Here is an 18,746-nt window from a genome sequence, read left to right as displayed (position 1 = left end):
TGGCCCTTTCAGTTAGACGCTGAAGCGGAATGGGTTGACGGCCCGAATGAGTGCCGAGTCGGTGGCGCTTGTGTCACCGGCGACAATTTCTGCAGTGATTTTTGAGCCGATGGCGGTGAGCAAAATGCCATGGCGGAAGTAGCCGGTGGAGACGGTCAGCCCTGGCACAATGCGGCCAATCATAGGCACATCATCAGGGGAGCCGGGACGTGCGCGGGCGGTCATTTCATAGATCTCACAGTCCAGGATGCCCGGAACCAGACGGTAGGCATCGCGCAGCAGCTGGTGAACGCCCTCCGCGGAGACACCGGTCATGTCATCTTCGCGGGAAGTGGCGCCGAGGACGACGGTACCGTCGGCACGCGGGACGATGTAGACCGGTCGGCCCTGCACCACACCGCGAATAGTGCGGGTGACCAGCGGCTGCAGGCGCTCCGGCACGCGCAGACGCAGGATATCGCCGTAGACCGGACGCAGTGGCAGATTGAGATTCTCGGGCAGACCTGCGATTGCGCCGGTCTTGAGACCTGCAGCCAGCACCACTTCATCAGCGAGGTAATCGGTGCCGTCCTCACCGCGCAGTCCCACCGCACGGCTACTGCCCTCGGCATAGATAATCTCCGCAGCATTGGTACGGACGACGCGGTCGCCCAAAATGGTGAGCAAGGCATCGGCCAGCATGCGCGGATTAATCTGGTGATCACCTGGAATATCGACAGCACCCACGCAGCCCGGTCCCAGCGCTGGTTCCGCCCGGCGCGCCTGGGTGGCGGTAATGCGGGTGATGTTCATGCCCAGGTCATGCTGCAGTTCCACCAGCTCGCTCAAAGTCTGGCGGTCGGCTGAGTCGCCTGCGCAGACAAAGGTGGAATTTTCGATATAACCGACATCCTGCCCGGATTCTTCCGCAATCGCCAGGGCAAAGTCGCGGTAGAGCTTGCCCGATTCCACCATCAGTGGGTACAGCGTCGGCTGATCCCACACCACTTCTGCGACGGGCGCCAGCATGCCAGCGGCCGCAAATGATGCGCCCGAGACGGGCTCGGCATCGAGGACTGTGACCTCGAATCCCCTGTGGAGTAGTCTCCACGCCGTCGCTAAGCCAATGACGCCCGCGCCTGCGATGACGGCGCTTTTCGACGTGTTTTCCCTGCCTGCCTGGCCTTTTTCGGCAGCACGTGTCGTGGCAGCGTTCACTGCCATTCCTCCCTCCGGCGGCATAACCCGCATCAGGTATAAGCGGTCGGCGCTCCTCGCCCTCTCAGCCACAACGGCATCGGCATGACTTTTGCCGACGCATCCCGGGTGGCTCCCGCGGAATTGGTACTCCCCCATCATAAGACTTTCCCCATCGGTGGCTCGACACCGCATCGCAAACCTCACCTAGCATGGGGCCATGAACGCCTCCGCATCCAGCGCCACGCGCGCATCCCGCCAAGCACTCCTAGCCGATGCCCGTCTGTACCTGTGCACAGACGCCCGCTCCACCCGCGGCGATCTCCGCGAATTCCTGCACGCCTGCTACGAAGGCGGCACCGACATTATTCAGCTGCGCGACAAGAAGATTGACACTCGCGACGAAATCGCCGCCGTGGAAACCCTTGCCGAGGTCGCTGCTGAACACGGCAAACTCTTCGCCGTCAACGACCGCGCCGACATCGCCGCACTGACCGGCGCCGACATTCTGCACGTCGGTCAGGAAGATCTCACCACCGAGCAGGCGCGCCGCATTGTCGGCCCCGAGGTCCTGCTGGGTCGTTCTAATCGCACCATCGAGATGTTTACAGATTCGCTTGCCGACGATGGCATTGACTACGCCGTAATTGGTCCGGTGTTTGCCACCCCGACAAAACCCGACCGTAAGCCGGTGGGACTTGATGCGGTGTCCGAGGCAGCTTCACTGGTGCGACAGCTGCGTGCCCAGGGCTCCGCGGAATCTCATCAGGATTCAGTTGCCGATATTGTCCATCCCCACGACCGCGGCGCGGCCGACCCTGTAAAACCGTGGTGGGCTATCGGCGGCATCAATGCCGATACCGTCGAAGACGTTGTTTCTGCTGGTGCGGAGCGTATCGTGGTGGTACGGGCGCTCACTGATGCTGCAGACCCGGAAGAAGCGGCACGTGCGTTGCGGGCTGCTGTTACGCAAAGGAGCTAGCAAACCATGAAGATTTTCTCTCAGAAAGATGAGCTCTTGACTCAGGCGAAGGCCAGCAGCAATGGTCGCGCCGCCGAAATTGCAGTCCATGATGGTCCGTTGCGCCAGACTCTCATTGCACTGACCGAAGGAACTGAGCTGTCCGCGCACAACTCTCCGCCAGCGGCATCGATGTTCGTCCTCGCTGGTGAGGTGCGCATCACCGGCGCGGATGAGACGACTATCTCCGAGGGCAACCTCAAGGTTCTCACCCACGTCAAGCATGGCGTGAAGGCCCTGGCGGATTCGGTATTCCTACTCACCACCGTCACCGGTGTTGAGGGTATCGACAGCCACGGCGATAGGTAGCAGGTCACGGGTATAGGAAAGGGCTACTCGCCGGCGAAGGTCTCCAGCTCGCGGATACCGCCCGAGACAATTAGCAGGTCACCGGCTGTAATGCGATCGTCGGCAAACGCAGGACGGAAGCGCTGGCCTCGTTTGCGCACCGCGACAACGGTGACAGGCGCAATCTGGTTAATCTCCGCCACGGTCTTATCCAGACAGTGAATCGGCGGGGCGACCTTGCCAACTGCGTAATCGCGGTCAAACTCCAGGAAGTCCTGAACCTTACCGCCAATCAAGTGCGCTATGCGACGGCCAGTGTCGGCCTCTGGGCGCACAACATGATGCACACCAATCTGGCCGAGAATCTTCGCATGGGCCGCGTTGTCCGCCTTGGCCCAAATCATCGGCACACCCATGTCCACCAGCGCAGATGCGGTAAGCAATGATGCCTCGATATCACTGCCGATGGCGATGACCACGCGCTCGGCTTCATTGACACCCAGCTGTTTGAGCACTTCCGGCATGGTGGTGTCCGCTGTCACCACATAATCAAAGGTGGACGACAGTTCCTGCACGACTTTTTCGCGATGATCGACACAGAGAACTTCAACACCGCCGGCGACCAGTTCCTCGCCGAGTGCTTGGCCGAAGCGTCCCATGCCGAGAATGACAACGGGGGATGAGCTCCTTCGCTTGGATAAGTGCTCAGTGAACGCGGCAAAGGGATTCGAGTTAGCCAATGAAGGGCCTTTCGTCGGGGTAGTCAAAGATGCGCTGCTGCGGGCGAGCGGCCAAGGCTGTTGCCAACACAATAGGCCCCACACGACCAGCGAACATGAGAACGATGATGATTGCCTGCGCCGCCACGGGCAGACTGCCAGTAATACCAGTGGACAATCCCACTGTGGCGAAGGCACTGATTACTTCAAAGAAGATTTGATCAGTGGAAAATTGCGGCGCCAAATAACTAATTGCCAGCACCGCGACAATCACCTGGCCAATTGCGAAAGCCAGGATGACCAGCGCTTGCCGCAGCACCTTGGGGCTTAAGCGACGACGCGCCACGGCCACGGAGGAATCACCGCGGATCTCCGCCAAGACAGCGGCGAGAATGACCGCCGTGGTAGTAATTTTCACGCCACCGGCAGTACCGCCCGAGCCGCCACCAATGAACATCAAAATGTCCGTGCCCAGCAGCGTGGATGGGTGAAAATCGGCATAGTCGAGTGCGTTGAAACCAGCGGTACGCGGGCTGACACCTGCGAAGAATGCGTTGAGCAGCTTCTCTTTCGTCGTCAAGCCATCCATCGCGTTGGACCACTCGGAGAGCGCAACCATGAGCGTGCCGATGACCACGAGCGCGATGGTTCCTTGAATGGTAAAGCGTGAGGTCAACGACCAGCGGCGAGGTAGTTGCCCGCGAGTGCGCACGCTGAACCAGGCCTTCAAGTGACGCCAGGCCTCCAGCAAAACGGGGAAACCCAAGCCACCGACCATCAGCGCAAATGCCAGCGGCAGCAACACCCAAGCATCGGTTTGGAAGTCGATGACATTATCCGAGTACAGCGCGAAACCGGCGTTATTAAAACCCGAGATGGCGTGGAAGACGCCTTCCCATATAGCCCTACCCCAGGTGTATCCGTACCCCAGGTGAAACCGCAGCGTCAGTGCGACGGCGACGAGGAATTCAACAAGCAAGGTGAAGGAGACAGTAGCCCTGACCACCCAGGAGATCTCCCCCATGTCGGTGCCACGGCCTTCCACACGGGCACCTGCACGGCGGTTCAAACCAAGCCTGCCTGCAACAAAGAGGCCGAACAGGGATGCCAAGGTCATGAACCCCAGACCGCCGAACTGAATCAGCAGCATGATGACGACCTTGCCGAACATCGACCAATGCGTCGCGGTATCCAGAGTGATGAGGCCTGTCAGGCTGGTCGCAGAGGTAGCGGTAAACAACGCATCAGACACGGCAGTGGGAAGACATAGGCTGCCGATACGCGGCGGCTCACAGCTGCCTTCGGGGCTCGGATTCGCCGCTGAAAACGGCAGCATCAACAAAATCGTGCCGACAGTAATGAGACCGGCATAGCTCCACACCACCAAAGTCGTGGGACGAATTCCACGCCGTGACTTGGTGCGCGACTGCGACAACGTACTCACTCGAATAGACGTTAGTCTGCCGACTCAAAGGTGTCGATATCACGGCGCGTGTGCTGCCTCACGTCCGTAGCCAAGGCCGCGGCCTGACCCCCAATTACTCCCCCGGCTTTGCTCACGGCGGAAAACATGAGTTATTGTCATTTTCATGATGACACCCCTGATTATTCCACCCACGAAGTGGTGGTGGCTCGCATAATCCGGCGAGCGATATCACACGTCATCTTTTAAGTCTTGACGGCTAACCCGTCACGTACGAGCTCGCACGAGAAATAGGTAGCGGGCTCTTTTCTTTTGTCGCTTTAAACAGCACCAAGGGCCCGCGAGGAAAATAGCAACGAAAGGCCCTAACAATGACTGAGACAAACTCTGTCGTAACCGACGCAACCGATAACTCGCGCCGGGCTAGTACTCCCAGCCCGGAAGCCATTGCCAAGGCGTCGGCACCAACGGCAACCAGGGTTCCGTCGTCAAGCATTGACGGTGCCGGCGAGGTGCGCGAAACCCTGCTGCCGGCGTTCTTCGGTCGATTCGGTGGACAGGAAGTTCCGGATTTCCTGCTGCCGGCGCTCGATGAGCTGGAAGCAGCGTACGTAGACGCAATGAGCGATCCGCAGTTCTTGAGCGAACTCGATGATTTGCGCCGTGATTTCTTGGGGCGTCAGACTCCGCTGTTTGAATGTCGCCGTCTTTCGACGCCGAGTACCAAGATTATTTTGAAGCGCGAAGACCTCAACCACGGTGGCGCACACAAGGGAAATAACGTACTTGGCCAGGCACTTCTGGCTAAGCGCATGGGAAAAACCCGACTCATTGCTGAGACGGGTGCGGGCCAGCACGGCACAGCTACCGCAATGGCAGCTGCACTGCTGGGCCTGGAGTGCGTGATTTACATGGGCGCCCACGATGTGGCTCGACAGCACCCCAACGTCGAGCGAATGGAGCTTATGGGAGCCAAGGTTGTGCCGGTGACCAACGGTGAAGCTGGCCTCAAGGATGCTATCGATGAGGCGCTGGTCGAGTGGAGCAAGACGCTCGACACGACGTTCTACCTGCTGGGTACCGCTGCCGGTCCACACCCCTTCCCCACCATCGTGCGCGAGTTCCAGCAGATTATCTCTGCTGAGTCGCGCGCTCAGATGCTGGAGCGTTACGGTCGTCTGCCCGACGCTGTGATTGCCGCCGTCGGCGGTGGATCGAATGCGATTGGCGCATTTGCCAACTACATCGATGATGCCGACGTCGCACTCATTGGCGTGGAACCTGCGGGCGAGGGGCTGGACACCGACCACCACGGTGCACCGATTAACGCTGGCAAGGTCGGTATTCTGCACGGCATGCGTTCATTCGTCATGCTTTCCGACGACGGCGAGGTGTTGCCTTCTCATTCCATCTCGGCGGGCTTGGATTACCCGTCTGTTGGACCGGAGCATGGCATGCTTGATGAAAATGGCCGCGCCACCTACGTCGGTATTACCGACGAGGAGGCACTGGAGGCTTTCCAGCTGCTCAGCCGCATGGAGGGAATTATTCCGGCGATGGAATCCTCTCATGCGTTGGCGCAGGCCATTAAGATTGCGCGACTCCGCGAAGACGATAACTCTGCAGGTAGCGAGCTCGGCCTTCCGACTACCGATGGCGATGAGCCACTGCTGCTATTGGTAAATCTGTCGGGTCGCGGCGATAAGGATATGGAACAAGTTCAGGAATACCTGAAGAAATAGTTCGAACTATCCCGTCAACTTGGTCGGCCGGTTTTAGCGGCTGACCAAGGATCCTGATTTAGGCAGCGCGGCGGTCATCGGCGACAGTGCCCGACTGCGGGGCTGCCTCTACGATGGCCTCCGCCAGCAGCGGTGCCAACGCATCCTGCACGGATTCGTTCTTACCCTCGTCCACTGGGGACACAATGTCGATAATCTCATTAAGAGCGTCCATCAGAGGTCACCTCTTTCTGGTCTTGATAGTTGGATTTATCCAATCGATTTTTTGATTCTCCGCAGTATGTTCGGTGTTTCAATACCTCGATTAGAGCCTGTGACTACTGAAGTGTAGCGGGCAGCCAGACCCCTGACAAGTACTAAAGTTTCTATTTAGTTAACCAGTTGTTAACTTTCGCGCGGTTTTTTGGCCACTTTTCGCGTGCCGAAAGGCCGCTTTTTAGTGTCGCATCAACATCGCTTTGCCGAACCTTACAGACATTCCGACCGAGCGTTCGGACGACACTAAACCGCAGTTTGGCCAGACTCAAACTGCACACCGTTCAATAGCATCCTTCAATGACGACACTTCACCTCCACGCCTCTCCACCCCCGCACGCTTTTTATATGACACGACATCGAACTTGATAGCACCAAACCGTTAGCGTCCGATACTCAACACATACCCACATAAACAGACATTCACCTGCACAGATAAGTTGGCGGAAAATCACCGATAGTCGCTTACTGCAACCAACTGACAATGGTCTCCCCAAGCACCATCCGCTGACAATCTCAGCCACACTAAGCCATCCAAATCACAGCCTCCAACCCCCGACTAAACACGCCCTGACATGACTGCGACAAAGCTAGAAAACTGTGAAATCAACGCCGGTTTTTACCGCTTTACACTAGCGCCATTTTCACGCTCACCGAGCCCAATTGAGCCCCTGTCGCTGGCCGCAAAAAATAGGCAAAAATGAAGACCGTCAGTTTGGCGAAATCAATTCTCACAATGTGTCATAAATCACAGTTTTGGGATATTTTTGGACAGCTTCTAGCGCCCGGTTTTACCCGTAACAACGCTATCGGCTACCCGATATGCGCGCCGCGTCCAGTAAATTCACCGATACGTCGGATGGCATCGACCATGTCATCCGTTTCCCCGGCGAAGCACAGCCGCACCCACTCGTGACCGTTTTCAGTATCAAAGTCAATGCCCGGCGCGACCGCCACACCGGTTGCGGCCAACAATTCCCGAGCCCAGGTCATGGAGTCGACTCGGCTGGGGTCGTCGTAAAGCCCTGCGATGTTGGCGTAGATATAGAAGCCGCCGTCTGGCGGGGCGATGTTGTCCAGCCCCACGCGCGGGAGCCCCTCAAGCAGGACGTCGCGGTTGCGAGCGTAGCGTTTGACGTGCGAGTTCAGCTCGGCAATTGCCTCCGGGCTAAAAGCCGCCACCGCCGCTGCCTGCGAAATTGCTGGTGGACAGACAGTGAGGTTGGCCTCCAATCGATCGAGCGGGGCGCGCAACCACTCCGGCACGATAAGCCAACCCACGCGCCACCCCGTCATGGAGAAGTACTTGGAAACGCTGCCCACAACGACCGCAGCATCGGAGAACTCACGTGCCGACGCACACTGCCGCCCATACGTAATGCCGTGGTAAATCTCATCGGAAATGAGCAGGCAGTCATGGTGCTCGCACCATTTCGCGATGGCCTGAAGCTCCGCAGCATCAATGATTGTGCCAGTGGGGTTATCCGGGCTGGTGACAATTACGGCCTTGGGAACGCGCGGCAGCTGCTCAAGGTGCGCCACGGTGAGCTGGAAGCGCGACTCCGGCCCACAGTCAATCTCGACGATATTGGCGCCAAGCGCCTCCAGCGTGTTGCGGTAAGCGGGGTATCCCGGACGTGCGAGCACGATATCATCGCCGACATCAAGCGCAGCCAAAAACAGCGCGACAAATCCGCCCGACGATCCCGTCGTGATTACCACATCAGCAGCAGTCGTGTGCGTGCCGTACGTCTGGCTATGCCACGCCGCAATGGTTTCACGCAGCTCAGGCGTGCCGACGGCCGCAGTGTAGCCCAGCACCTGACTATCCAAATCCTGCCGAGCTCTAGCAATCGCCGGCATCGGTGCCGGCGTGGAGGGCTGCCCCACACACAAAAACAGCGCATCCCCATGAGTGCGCTGTCTCTCCTGCGCCGCGGCTAGAACATCCATCACATGGAATGGTGCAACCTCGCTGCGGCGCGAAGCGAGAGATGCCAAAGGCTGCTGGTGAGGCTGTGAATCGGGGTTCATACCTCCAATATTGGCAGCCCTTAGGGGCAGCTACCGAATCTAGGTAGCTCTCTTACCCCTGGACTGTGCTTATTAAATGACGATGCTCACTAAATCTTGATGCGGCCTTCAACGGCCGGCAGAGCAATGTCGGTGCGGTAGTGCGAGCCCTCGAGCTTGATGGTCTTGATAATCTCATATGCCTTGTTGCGGGCCTCTTCCAGAGTGTCTCCCACACCAATGACGTTGAGGACACGACCGCCAGCGGAAACCAGCTCACCTGCGGCGTTGCGGGTGGTGCCGGCATGCAGAATGCCGTCGGCCTCACGGCCGGGCTCTGCGCCCTCAATGACATCGCCAGTACGAGTGGATACCGGGTAACCCTCCGCTGCCAGCACAACAGTCAGAGCGTAACCATCGCGCCAGGACAGCGGACCGAAGTTAGCCAACGTGCCGGTAGCAGCGGCGTTGAGCAGCTGCGCCAGCGGGGATTCCAGCAGTGCCAGAACGGCCTGGGTTTCCGGATCACCAAAGCGGCAGTTGAACTCAATCACTGCCGGACCGTCCTCACCCCAGGCCAAACCCGCGTACAACAGGCCCTGGAACGGGCAACCGCGAGCGGCCATCTCACGGGCGACCGGCTCACAAACCTCGGAGACAATGCGCTCAGTTGCATCCTCCGGCAGCCACGGCAGCGGGCAGTAGGCGCCCATGCCGCCGGTGTTCGGGCCTTCGTCATTATTGCCAACGCGCTTGTGGTCCTGTGCCGGCAACAGCGGAACGACAGTTTCGCCATCAACCAGGCAGAACAGGGAGACCTCTGGGCCAGACAGGAAGGACTCCAGCAGAACTGGGTTGCCAGCTGCCAGCACGGCCTTGGCGTGCTCGATAGCGGCAGCGCGGTCCTGTGTCACCACAACGCCCTTGCCAGCTGCCAGTCCGTCATCCTTGACCACCCAGTTAGGGCCAAAGCGGTCAATTGCTGCCGCAATGTCCTCATCAGAAGCGCCTGGCTGAATAGCCTCTGCCGAAGCAGTCTTCACACCGGCAGCTTCCATGACGTCCTTGGCGAAAGCCTTAGAGCCCTCAATGCGAGCTGCATCAGCGTTCGGACCAAAGACAGCGAAGCCGGCATCACGCAGGGCGTCCGCCACGCCGGCGACCAGCGGAACTTCCGGACCAATGACAACCAGGTCCGCAGAAATTTCCTTTGCCAGCGCGGTGGCGGCAGCGGGATCGTCCACAACCAGCGGGTGCATGGTTGCCAGTTCACTCATACCCGCGTTACCTGGGGCTACGTGCAGTTCCGTAGCCTGCGGGTCCTTACTCATTGCGTACAACAGGGCGTGCTCACGAGCACCGGAGCCAATTACGAGGATGCGCATAGCAATCATCTTACTGATGGGGCCGGATAATACTTATCGAGCCTGTTCCCAATCCGCTATTCGGGTTACCCTTTAGCCATGAGCACAGTATTTACAAAAATCATTAATGGTGAACTGCCCGGTCATTTTGTCTACCGCGATGAGACGGTAGTGGCGTTTATGACCATCGAGCCGATTGCACCTGGTCACACGCTGGTTGTTCCTATCGAAGAGGTCGATAAGTGGACTGATACCTCCCCTGAGCTGTGGGCTCACCTCAATGAGGTTGCACAGAAGGTTGGTCAGTCAGTGGTAGAGGCTTTTGACGCTCCGCGTGCGGGTTACCTCATCGCCGGCTTCGAGGTTCCGCACACTCACATCCACGTCTTCCCGGCTCATGACATGTCGGGCTACAACCTGCAGTCGGTTGATCGCAATCCCTCGGCCGAGTCCTTGGATGAGGCAGCTAATAAGCTGCGCGCTGCACTCGGCACCGATGAAAATGGAAAGGTAGTCGGCTAATCGTCACCTCAGGCAAAGACTCACAGGATAAGAAGCCACCGATTATCCCAACCCCAGAATCGGCAGATGTAGAGCACTCAGACGCTCCGGATGAATCAGCGTCTCTGCCCTATGCCATTTATCGTCCGCTGCGCGGTGTTTTCGAAGACCATTGGGGCGCCAAGGTTTCTAAGCACCGGCCGTGGCCGATAATCCTCCTGCACGGAACTGGCCAGGTCAAGGGTATTTGGGAGTCCCTTGGCAACCAGTTGCGGGAGGATGGCTGGGCAGTCTTTGCCCCCGACTTCGGGCGCCGTGCCACAGAGCCCATCAATCAGTCCATTGACATGCTCGTGCCCTATATCAAGGCAGTGCTGCACGCCACGGGTTCCAAACACGCGGTTATCGTGGGGCATTCTCAAGGTGGCTTGATTGCAACGTTGCTGTCCCTGCGCATCCCCGAACGTATCAAGCATGTTGTCTGCCTGGCTGCGCCGAATCACGGCACCAGCCTGGGCGGTATCGCCGCTGGTCTCACCAAAATCCCGGGAACCAAGTCGCTGCTGAGTAACTTTGTGCAGAGCTACTGGGGCATCTCTGGCTTGGAACAGTTGACCGGCTCGAAAATGGTTCTGGATTCCAACTCGCACGATATCCTCGGCCCCGGTGTCTCCTACACCTGCATCGCTACCAAATTCGACCAGTTGATTTCGCCTCCGCAGTCTTGCTTCCTGCACGACGGCGACCGCGGTATGGTCACTAATCTCTATCTGCAGGATACGTTTCCTCAGGCCGTTGTTTTGCATGAGCAGATGGCACACGATTGGCGTGCGCGCGCCCTTACTCGCGAGGCACTGTTCAAGCTGGTAGGTGAGGATTTTGATCCGACCGAGCACACCGAATAGGCCGCTTTTGGCACGTATCTTCCCTCCAATTGCAACGCGCCCCACGCGTCCCAACCCACCGAATCCGTCCGATCCCGTGCCGGTCATCGCGCTACATGGCACGCTCGACAGTCCCGGTGCGTGGGCACCGCTTATCGACGGACTCCGCGCCCGCGGCCGCCTGGCGTACGCGCCAGCCTATGGTGAGCGCGGCACCGGGGCCGTTGGCGATTCGGTTGCCGAAGTCGAGGCCCATATTGACCGCATTTGTGCCGACACTGGCTCAGATGCTGTCGATCTTGTGGCTCATTCCCAAGGCGGGCTCATCGCCTTTTTGCTGTACACGGACCTTGTTGGCATGCGTCTAACTGATCGCGCGGATTCGCAACCTGCGGCGCGGCAAGTAACTCTGCGCCGCGTCATCTGTGTGTCGGGCTCGGTCGGTGGCATACATTTGTCCGGGATTGCACGTGCGTTGACCTGGTGGAATGGCGCGCTTGCCCGCTATCTCATGGGCCAGGCCTTGGTCGACCAAATTGCGGTGACAAACGGAGAATACCCATTGCCCGGATATACGCCCATATTGCGCGACCGGCCCACCAAGGCGGCTAGCCCCGACTGGATAAATGTCATCAGCCACAATGACCGTCTGGTCATTCCGTGGTCTGACACTGCGCAGCACTTCCTGCCGGATAGCCGAACTATATTGATCGAAACCGAGCTGGGCGGCAGGTCTGTCGCGCATTGGAAGCAGCAGACAGACCCCGGCGTAGTTGCTCTTTTGACTCGGCTATTGACTTAGAACTTTGTCAGCGAGTCGCGGGCCGTGACGACATCCGCAAGCAGCTGCTGTGCTGCTGGTGATGGATTCTCCGAGGTCAATGCCTCGATGACGACGTCGGGAAGCCCTGCCGCACGGTAGTCCTCGACGGTGACCTCACCGTATTCGAGTACGCCGTTCAGCCACGCCACGGCGCGGGACTCCGGCGAGATGCACCGGCGTGCGGTGCGCTCCTGCTGGACAAACAGGTCACGGTCTTCCACGTTTCGCATGCCCAGGCGGGCAAGAGTGCGCGCGGCCGAAATCAGGTTTGCGCCGGCGACTTCATCCTGCTGATTCGGGTTCGCCGGTGGCTTCTTGCGGCCGCGTCGGCGCACATAGAGCTCCTGCTGACCAATACCGACTAGCGAGCCATCGCGATTGCGAATCACCGAGGTGTACGGAATAACGGTGGAGTAACCGCCCTCGGTGTCTGCCTTGAGCTTGGCAACCATCTCATCAGATACCTCAACTTCAAGGTATGCGCCGTTTTTACCCGGACGGACGAACTCGAACGAGCCGGTTCGAGTCCAGGCTTCGTACTTCCTGGCATCCATTCGCTGCATGACCAGCGTGCCGAACAGCACGTCGGTCATCGAAAACAGGGCGCCACCGAATGCGGCACCGTGCATATTGGCGGTCAACGCATTAAGACGCAACTCCAGGCGTCCCGTCGACCAGTCATCCGAAATGTCCGTAATGCGAATACCGGTGCCAAACAGTGGCGGCCAAATATTCAGCAGGAACTTTGCTTTTGCCGGAGTCATTTTCTTCTCGGCGAGCTTGTACAGAGATCGTCGGAGCGATGGGCCAATAGTCATAGCTCTATACATTAGGTGCTGTCTGCTTGGACGCGTGCATTATTGCCAGAAAAACTATCGCTCAATCGGCTCACTCTGAGGAACTAGCCCGATGAACTATGGTGCGAAGCGCTTGGCCAACTCTGTAACTCGCTGATACAGCTCATCCCGCAGCTGCACGTAGCGCTCGACCCCGTAAATCCCCTTCTCCGCTGGATCTTCATACATCCAGCGCTCGGTTTTTACATCAGGTGCGATGTAGTCAGAGACATCAATGTTGCCCAGCACAATAACCACGTCGGCGTCATCAGCCAACGACGGTGTCAGCTGGTGCGGATCACCATCGCAGCGCGCCCCCACCTCAGTGAGAGCCTGTCGCGCGTCCTCATCCAACCCGCGATCATCTTCATCAATTGTTATGCCTGCGGACAAAACCGTGAGTCCCGGAGCAGCTTGACGCAGCAACCCCTCTAGCAGGCGCGAAAGTCCCATGTTTGAACTACTGACAAATAGCACCTCGGACATGGCTCTATCGTAAGTAGGTTTTGCTGGAAAAGCAGCCCCAGCTTAAGGATTTTTTGAACAAAATTCACAAAAGCGCCCATAGCGCAAGCCCTTCCCCGTGGCCAGCCCTATCGACGCTTGTGACTGAAAAACAAGTCTAAGCTTACACACATCTGAAACTCGTGTGAATAATGGGGCTAAAGTTACACATGTTCACTTCTGTGACCAGTGGTGACGGTCTGGTGAATTACCCCAAGATCACACCCCCGAGGTTCTTCACCACTGATACCCCGAGGTTCTGGCCACACAGTGAGCAAGCACGTAAACGAAAATAAGGACTGCAGTAACCCACGGTGACTTGACCGCTCTGCCTAAGCACACGACCCTCCCCTCTCATAAGAATCGAACTACTAAATAAATCACCGCACGATCAACCCCTGACCCAAATCCCCACCATTAGAGCTCTTGCGAAAGCTTCACAATCAATCCCCCTCGCAATTACGCTTGCTCAGCAACGGCCACCCCAAAAAACACGACTACAAACCATCAACTGCGATATTGAAGAATTCAACTCCATTTAACTACTCTGCTGATGCGTTTAAAACACCCTATTACCCCTTAGCAACATCCCGTATCGCCTTAGCCAAGCAATACGCCATCCACAACTTTACAGATTCATCTTGAATTTCCTCAGTTCCACCAGAGCTAAATACGACCAAGATAATCTGCGTGGCAAGAACTATTGAAAATTCACTATTTTGAAATAATTGACGCGGGCAATTTCCGAATTTTACCATTAGATTAATTGTAAAATCAGCTAATTTACTGAGGAGTACATTTGCACTCCCTCCATCGCATTCCAGAACTTTTCCAAAGCTTGTGTCATCGCATTCAATTGGACCGTCATCGTCACGCCAGCCTTCACCATCCACGCCATGCACAATTTCAACAGAGGCCATAACATCACGTAGCCGTTGTCGATTCAGATATGCATACCGCCCCAGCACGGCTTGAAATGCAGCTGAGCCCACTATCTCCAATTGCTCGTCATACCACTTTTGTGAAACGTTATTTGCCATGAACGGATTTGAAGCACTACCCATCACCCCTATTGCAGGCCCCTTGAAGTCACGTATCATTCGCGCTACCTGAACATCCAGGACCTCTTTAGGAGACGCGAAGTTCGCCCGAATCAGATCTCCAAAACATTCACCTGGAAACCTAGCTAACGCCATCGAGCAAAAATCAGGCTTTATCGCCGGTTTCGCCATTGAAGCCATGACATGTTCATAGATACTATTCATCACTCAAGTATCGCATACTGCCTATATCTTCCGCTACCGAAAGATAATTACGCCCTACGTATACCCTTATCCAATGTGTAGCCACTATTTCCCGGCTTACAAAATAGCGATACATGCTAGAATTATATCATTTCGCCTTGAACACAAGAAAGGACATAGTAAAACTACTGCACTCATAGTTATAGGCCATAGCAATATAGTCGACCCTCTCAATGGAAATCTCAGGAACACACCCCGCCCCCGCCACAGAATCAATCTCCTAATAATTATTATGCGAATGTCTCGCCTCATTCATCTACAATAAAATTAAAGAAACCTTTCTTTCCATCGACGAAGGGGTTTTAAATTAGGTTAAGGTAGCAGGCTCCTTGCTTGAATCTAAACTTTCATATTTTGTTGAGTTACCAAGTAATACTTGATTTCTAACCGACCTTGCTCGCCCTATGTACGCGGTACCTCAGCAGAATGATTCGCAAACGGTTCAAAAATTCTCAAATTCGCAAATGAGAGCACGCCAAAAAGAAGCGTCAGAACATTTGGACACTTGAGCATGCCCACCTCAGCTCAACCCGTCAAACTTCAGGTTGACACCCTGACCGTCGCGGTTGCCGCGCAATCAAATCGTGGAAGGAGTCAGCTTCTGCTAAGGGCTTGACAGCAGACCCCGTCGAGATGAATTGCTTTCACATCTCCACCCCGTTGGCAGCTCTGCCATTTGACGACTGGACCACCTTGGACGCAAACCTCAGTGCAATTGTTCAAATCGCCACTTAATTTGTTGTGGAAAGAGCTGACTTGCAGGCACTGACTGGTTATGAAAATCCGACAACACTATAAGGCAAGATGATGCTTGGCTCTATGGCATCAATGACTAAATATGCGCACAACATAATCTCGAAACACACAAACGCAGACCTGCAGGCGACGCACAGACGTTGCACAAAGCCGGGTCGCCTCGGAGCGTTGATACCGCTCGGGCTAAATGCCATGCTTGCGATGCCCCCTCCCTTAGCTAGCCGCACAGTGAAGGGAATCGCAGACGGGCCAAACGCAAGCAAATACACCAGCGGTTGCGCTAATCGCCTACTGTATACCCTGGAAAAACTTCGCTAACCTAAGTTGCCGGTTTTCACCGGATACCTTGCGGGCGCAAGCCCCCTACGGACATCACCGGCAGCCTCGTAGCAACGCGGCTATCTCGACAGGACTTCCGGAAGCGCTCCAGAATCTATGCTTTCGATGATGATGCCCACCCCACTCCCCCAGCAGCCGCGGTGCGAGGGAGCAGGATTCGTCGGCGCAATCCATGCCCCAGCCACCCCGGCCCGAGCACGCAGACTGCCCCTCACCCCAGAGACTTCTAGAGCATCGACGGCGTGGCCACAGAAGGCGAGACTGGGCGCTCCGACGAAATCTACCGCACCGGCGAAAATGATACGGTACGGCAGCAACCAGTCGTGCAGCAATTCCCAAGCGTCAGCATCAAATGCCGAGAGCATCTTTTCGCCCGGCCTCTTCTCGCTGCGCTACTCAAACAAGATTAATCGCAATTACCTGCATGTTTACGTTTTGCAACGCCCCCGTTTCGATTTATGACCCCCTAGTGTCGTAGGGTAGTTTGTATGACCATTTCGACCGGACCAGACGAGGCGACGGGCCTATACGACGTGAAGCGTCTTGCTGCCCTGCTGGGTAAATCACCAGCGACAGTTCGCACGATGCGCTCTCGGGGGCAACTACCTGAGCCTACCTCGCCTGACATCAATGGCGGCGCGGTGTGGGCCAGGGAGATTATCGAGGCTTTCGCTGCTCCGCCGACAGGCTCGGTTGGTGATACACCGTGTGATCCAGCGCTACCGACAGTAGTTGACCTTTTTGCTGGTTGCGGCGGTTTATCACTCGGTTTTCAGCTCGCCCAATTCAACGTTTTGTACGGTTTCGACAATTGGGCCTGCGCGGTGGATACCTACAACGCGAACCTCGGTCACCCCGCAGAACTCCTGGACCTCAGCAATGTCCCGGCCAGCGTAGAACGGCTCGCTCCATTCTTTGAAAAATCACCCCGCCCAGCAATTATTGGTGGTCCTCCGTGTCAAGATTTTTCCAGCGCTGGCAAGCGCAGAGAAGGTGCCAGGGCGGATTTGACGGAGAAATACGCAGCCATTGTTGCTCACTACCAGCCACCACTTTTCGTGATGGAAAACGTCGCGCGAGCAGCGGGTGCAGCCGCCTACAACCGCGCGTTAGGCACTATGCGCGATGCGGGGTATTACGTTGAGAAAATCGTACTTAACGCGGACCGTTGCGGCGTACCCCAGACGCGCAAGCGCCTAATCGCTTTCGGCACGCATTCAGAGGCTTTGACCACCCGTATTCTGGAGCTTCTGCAAGAAAACCAGTCAGACCAACCTATGACGATGCGAGACTATTTCGGCAATCGTCTGGGCGTGGAACACTACTACCGTCACCCACGCTCATACGCTCGACGCGGCATCTTCTCCATCGACGAGCCCTCCCCCACCATCCGTGGTGTCAACAGGCCCATTCCTGCTGGTTACCCAGGACATCCTGGCGACACCGCGCCAGTTTCGGAGGCTCGCCCTCTGACTACCACGGAACGCGCCGAAGTACAGACCTTCCCTCAGGGGTTCACTTGGGTTGGTTCCCGCACCAATATCGAACAGATGATTGGTAACGCTGTTCCTGTACGTTTGGGAAAATTCATCGGTGAGGCCATCGCCCAGGCATGGGTGGAGCACCACACCTAGATAGTTTCTCCTCCCAGAAATTCGATGTCTGCACCCTCTAACAAATCTTGAATCCAGAGCGATTGGTCAAGACGCCTCTCTGGCATCAGCTCAGGCACCGCTTCTGGGGCTAGGATTTTATGGCGTTCTTCGCGGGAAACGCGGGGATTAATGAACTCAGGAGACATAATGAACTCTCTGGTAGGTACGTTCGCGAAGGATCCAGCCTTATCAGTCTGAGGACCGTAGGCGAGCTTCTCGTGAGTACGTGGAAAATTCAGCGACCTCTGCATGCCATACTGCCAGAGCGCGTGAATGAGCCAGATAAGTGAGCGCTGCGGACGGGTAATCTGGCTGGTCTTTTTGCCCCTTTTCACAGTGTTCAAAAGTAGAACCAAGAAGCCCAAATCGGTTGCTACAAATGTGTCAAACGCATGATTATCAATCTTTGGCGTTTGCCCAACTGTCCTCCAAATTGCGATAAGGACAAGCGGTGTCTGTGATGAGACCCCAGCCGCGATGAGCGCTTCTGCAGCCTCAATAAATAGATCAATCTTGTCAGCCATAAACTCTCTGTTTGACCAGTCAAAATCTATTGGATGAATTAGAACTTTTGTGATGATGTCGAGCAGCTCAAACCGCCTCTCAGCACCGTAACTGTGCGCGATTGAGAATGCTAACTGCTCTATCGACGAGGGTCGAAAAACAATCTCACAAGACTGCTCTTCCCGCGGGCGACTTGCTGTACTTGAGGTTGGCACTACCACGAGCTTCACCTCAAACGCGCGACGATGCTCTCCCCGCTCGTTAATTACCACAACATCCGATTTGTTTGCAGAAGTGTGAGTGTATCGATCGAACTGGTCAAAGACGGTTTCAAAAAGGAATTTTGCGCGGGTGGATTCAGTCTCAATAATCTCACTCCACGGAGTCATTATATGTTCCGTCGTGATGTCACCTCTTGCATCCACTTTGGCACTAATGAGCGGAAGCTTCAGGCCCCTTTGCTGATCCATGTACTGTGCTAGCGCCAGAGGGAATGCGTTGGTGAAAACGTTCTTTCCAAGCGATTCAGTGTTCGTAAAATCGTGGTTACCGGAAAGTCCGTAGAGGTAAGGTTCTGCCATGGCCCAAAGGTTATCCGGTGCGATACTGAGGCATTAGAAACGGGGGCCCTCGCTCCCT

The 18,746-nt window shown here is 56.4% G+C and carries 17 protein-coding genes and 1 riboswitch; of the genes, 7 read left to right on the top strand and 10 right to left on the bottom strand.

What is annotated here, in order from left to right:
- Positions 1 to 12: 12 nt before the first annotated feature.
- Positions 13 to 1,203 carry a glycine oxidase ThiO gene (gene thiO / locus Q4E11_RS08675; protein ID WP_303165233.1) on the bottom strand — a complete coding sequence of 397 codons (1,191 nt, stop codon included), beginning with the start codon at positions 1,201 to 1,203 and terminating at the stop codon, positions 13 to 15.
- A riboswitch (TPP riboswitch) is annotated at positions 1,190 to 1,326 on the bottom strand. (Overlaps the previous gene by 14 nt.)
- 70 nt (positions 1,327 to 1,396) lie before the next feature.
- On the opposite strand from thiO, the gene Q4E11_RS08670 reads away from it, so the two are divergent.
- A complete protein-coding gene (locus Q4E11_RS08670) occupies positions 1,397 to 2,158 on the top strand; it encodes a thiamine phosphate synthase (RefSeq protein WP_303165232.1) in 762 nt (253 codons plus the stop codon).
- A gap of 6 nt (positions 2,159 to 2,164) precedes the next feature.
- On the top strand, positions 2,165 to 2,506 hold the full coding sequence (locus Q4E11_RS08665; RefSeq protein WP_303165231.1) for a cupin: 342 nt from the start codon (positions 2,165 to 2,167) through the stop codon (positions 2,504 to 2,506).
- Between the two features lie 23 nt (positions 2,507 to 2,529).
- Here Q4E11_RS08665 and Q4E11_RS08660 read toward each other — a convergent pair whose 3' ends face one another.
- Together Q4E11_RS08660 and Q4E11_RS08655 are read right to left on the bottom strand one after the other, a co-directional pair.
- Positions 2,530 to 3,225, bottom strand: a complete 696-nt coding sequence (locus Q4E11_RS08660) for a TrkA family potassium uptake protein (RefSeq protein WP_303165230.1) — start codon at positions 3,223 to 3,225, stop codon at positions 2,530 to 2,532.
- Complete coding sequence (locus tag Q4E11_RS08655; protein ID WP_303165285.1) at positions 3,218 to 4,540, bottom strand: TrkH family potassium uptake protein; 1,323 nt, start codon at positions 4,538 to 4,540, stop codon at positions 3,218 to 3,220. Before Q4E11_RS08655 ends, Q4E11_RS08660 begins: the two co-directional genes overlap by 8 nt.
- Before the next feature lie 458 nt (positions 4,541 to 4,998).
- Here Q4E11_RS08655 and trpB point away from each other — a divergent pair, with 458 nt between their 5' ends.
- On the top strand, positions 4,999 to 6,369 hold the full coding sequence (gene trpB, locus Q4E11_RS08650; RefSeq protein ID WP_303165229.1) for a tryptophan synthase subunit beta: 1,371 nt from the start codon (positions 4,999 to 5,001) through the stop codon (positions 6,367 to 6,369).
- Between the two features lie 58 nt (positions 6,370 to 6,427).
- Here trpB and Q4E11_RS08645 read toward each other — a convergent pair whose 3' ends face one another.
- The 3 genes from Q4E11_RS08645 to purD form a co-directional block, all read right to left on the bottom strand.
- Positions 6,428 to 6,583 (bottom strand): hypothetical protein, encoded by a 156-nt coding sequence (locus Q4E11_RS08645; RefSeq protein WP_303165227.1) that lies wholly within the window; start codon positions 6,581 to 6,583, stop codon positions 6,428 to 6,430.
- Between the two features lie 854 nt (positions 6,584 to 7,437).
- Positions 7,438 to 8,658 carry a pyridoxal phosphate-dependent aminotransferase gene (locus tag Q4E11_RS08640; protein ID WP_303165226.1) on the bottom strand — a complete coding sequence of 407 codons (1,221 nt, stop codon included), beginning with the start codon at positions 8,656 to 8,658 and terminating at the stop codon, positions 7,438 to 7,440.
- Positions 8,659 to 8,747: 89 nt separating this feature from the next.
- A complete protein-coding gene (gene purD, locus Q4E11_RS08635; protein WP_303165225.1) occupies positions 8,748 to 10,022 on the bottom strand; it encodes a phosphoribosylamine--glycine ligase in 1,275 nt (424 codons plus the stop codon).
- A 78-nt stretch (positions 10,023 to 10,100) separates the two neighbouring features.
- Here purD and Q4E11_RS08630 point away from each other — a divergent pair, with 78 nt between their 5' ends.
- From Q4E11_RS08630 to Q4E11_RS08620, 3 genes are all read left to right on the top strand, one after another.
- Complete coding sequence (locus tag Q4E11_RS08630; protein WP_303165224.1) at positions 10,101 to 10,523, top strand: HIT family protein; 423 nt, start codon at positions 10,101 to 10,103, stop codon at positions 10,521 to 10,523.
- Between the two features lie 104 nt (positions 10,524 to 10,627).
- Positions 10,628 to 11,407, top strand: coding sequence for an esterase/lipase family protein (locus tag Q4E11_RS08625; RefSeq protein ID WP_368410417.1), 780 nt, complete (start codon positions 10,628 to 10,630; stop codon positions 11,405 to 11,407).
- 7 nt (positions 11,408 to 11,414) lie between these two features.
- Complete coding sequence (locus Q4E11_RS08620; protein WP_303165222.1) at positions 11,415 to 12,188, top strand: triacylglycerol lipase; 774 nt, start codon at positions 11,415 to 11,417, stop codon at positions 12,186 to 12,188.
- Here the strand turns inward: Q4E11_RS08620 and Q4E11_RS08615 are convergent.
- From Q4E11_RS08615 to Q4E11_RS08605, 3 genes are all read right to left on the bottom strand, one after another.
- Positions 12,185 to 13,027, bottom strand: a complete 843-nt coding sequence (locus Q4E11_RS08615) for a PaaI family thioesterase (protein WP_303165220.1) — start codon at positions 13,025 to 13,027, stop codon at positions 12,185 to 12,187. The two genes, Q4E11_RS08620 and Q4E11_RS08615, sit on opposite strands and share 4 nt — an antisense overlap.
- Before the next feature lie 96 nt (positions 13,028 to 13,123).
- Positions 13,124 to 13,531 carry a low molecular weight phosphatase family protein gene (locus tag Q4E11_RS08610; RefSeq protein WP_303165217.1) on the bottom strand — a complete coding sequence of 136 codons (408 nt, stop codon included), beginning with the start codon at positions 13,529 to 13,531 and terminating at the stop codon, positions 13,124 to 13,126.
- A gap of 590 nt (positions 13,532 to 14,121) precedes the next feature.
- Positions 14,122 to 14,814 (bottom strand): hypothetical protein, encoded by a 693-nt coding sequence (locus tag Q4E11_RS08605; RefSeq protein ID WP_303165216.1) that lies wholly within the window; start codon positions 14,812 to 14,814, stop codon positions 14,122 to 14,124.
- 1,622 nt (positions 14,815 to 16,436) lie between these two features.
- Here Q4E11_RS08605 and dcm point away from each other — a divergent pair.
- Complete coding sequence (gene dcm / locus Q4E11_RS08600; RefSeq protein ID WP_303165214.1) at positions 16,437 to 17,582, top strand: helix-turn-helix domain-containing protein; 1,146 nt, start codon at positions 16,437 to 16,439, stop codon at positions 17,580 to 17,582.
- Here dcm and Q4E11_RS08595 read toward each other — a convergent pair.
- A complete protein-coding gene (locus Q4E11_RS08595; protein ID WP_303165213.1) occupies positions 17,579 to 18,688 on the bottom strand; it encodes a HindVP family restriction endonuclease in 1,110 nt (369 codons plus the stop codon). The genes dcm and Q4E11_RS08595 overlap by 4 nt on opposite strands.
- Positions 18,689 to 18,746: the final 58 nt, after the last annotated feature.

Origin of the sequence: Corynebacterium sp., from assembly GCF_030532195.1 — a bacterium.
In the GTDB taxonomy this organism is placed as follows: Bacteria; Actinomycetota; Actinomycetes; order Mycobacteriales; family Mycobacteriaceae; genus Corynebacterium.
Note: the sequence above shows the minus strand (reverse complement) of the source record. Positions and strands in the feature narration are given on the sequence as shown.

Coding starts and splice junctions, on each gene's coding strand:
- Q4E11_RS08665 (WP_303165231.1), top strand. CDS start 2,165: ATGAAGATTTTCTCTCAGAAAGATGAGCTCTTGACTCAGGCGAAGGCC.
- Q4E11_RS08640 (WP_303165226.1), bottom strand. CDS start 8,658: ATGAACCCCGATTCACAGCCTCACCAGCAGCCTTTGGCATCTCTCGCT.
- Q4E11_RS08615 (WP_303165220.1), bottom strand. CDS start 13,027: ATGACTATTGGCCCATCGCTCCGACGATCTCTGTACAAGCTCGCCGAG.
- trpB (WP_303165229.1), top strand. CDS start 4,999: ATGACTGAGACAAACTCTGTCGTAACCGACGCAACCGATAACTCGCGC.
- Q4E11_RS08655 (WP_303165285.1), bottom strand. CDS start 4,540: ATGCTGCCGTTTTCAGCGGCGAATCCGAGCCCCGAAGGCAGCTGTGAG.
- dcm (WP_303165214.1), top strand. CDS start 16,437: ATGACCATTTCGACCGGACCAGACGAGGCGACGGGCCTATACGACGTG.
- Q4E11_RS08670 (WP_303165232.1), top strand. CDS start 1,397: ATGAACGCCTCCGCATCCAGCGCCACGCGCGCATCCCGCCAAGCACTC.
- Q4E11_RS08610 (WP_303165217.1), bottom strand. CDS start 13,531: ATGTCCGAGGTGCTATTTGTCAGTAGTTCAAACATGGGACTTTCGCGC.
- Q4E11_RS08605 (WP_303165216.1), bottom strand. CDS start 14,814: ATGAATAGTATCTATGAACATGTCATGGCTTCAATGGCGAAACCGGCG.
- thiO (WP_303165233.1), bottom strand. CDS start 1,203: ATGGCAGTGAACGCTGCCACGACACGTGCTGCCGAAAAAGGCCAGGCA.
- Q4E11_RS08595 (WP_303165213.1), bottom strand. CDS start 18,688: ATGGCAGAACCTTACCTCTACGGACTTTCCGGTAACCACGATTTTACG.
- Q4E11_RS08630 (WP_303165224.1), top strand. CDS start 10,101: ATGAGCACAGTATTTACAAAAATCATTAATGGTGAACTGCCCGGTCAT.
- purD (WP_303165225.1), bottom strand. CDS start 10,022: ATGCGCATCCTCGTAATTGGCTCCGGTGCTCGTGAGCACGCCCTGTTG.
- Q4E11_RS08645 (WP_303165227.1), bottom strand. CDS start 6,583: ATGGACGCTCTTAATGAGATTATCGACATTGTGTCCCCAGTGGACGAG.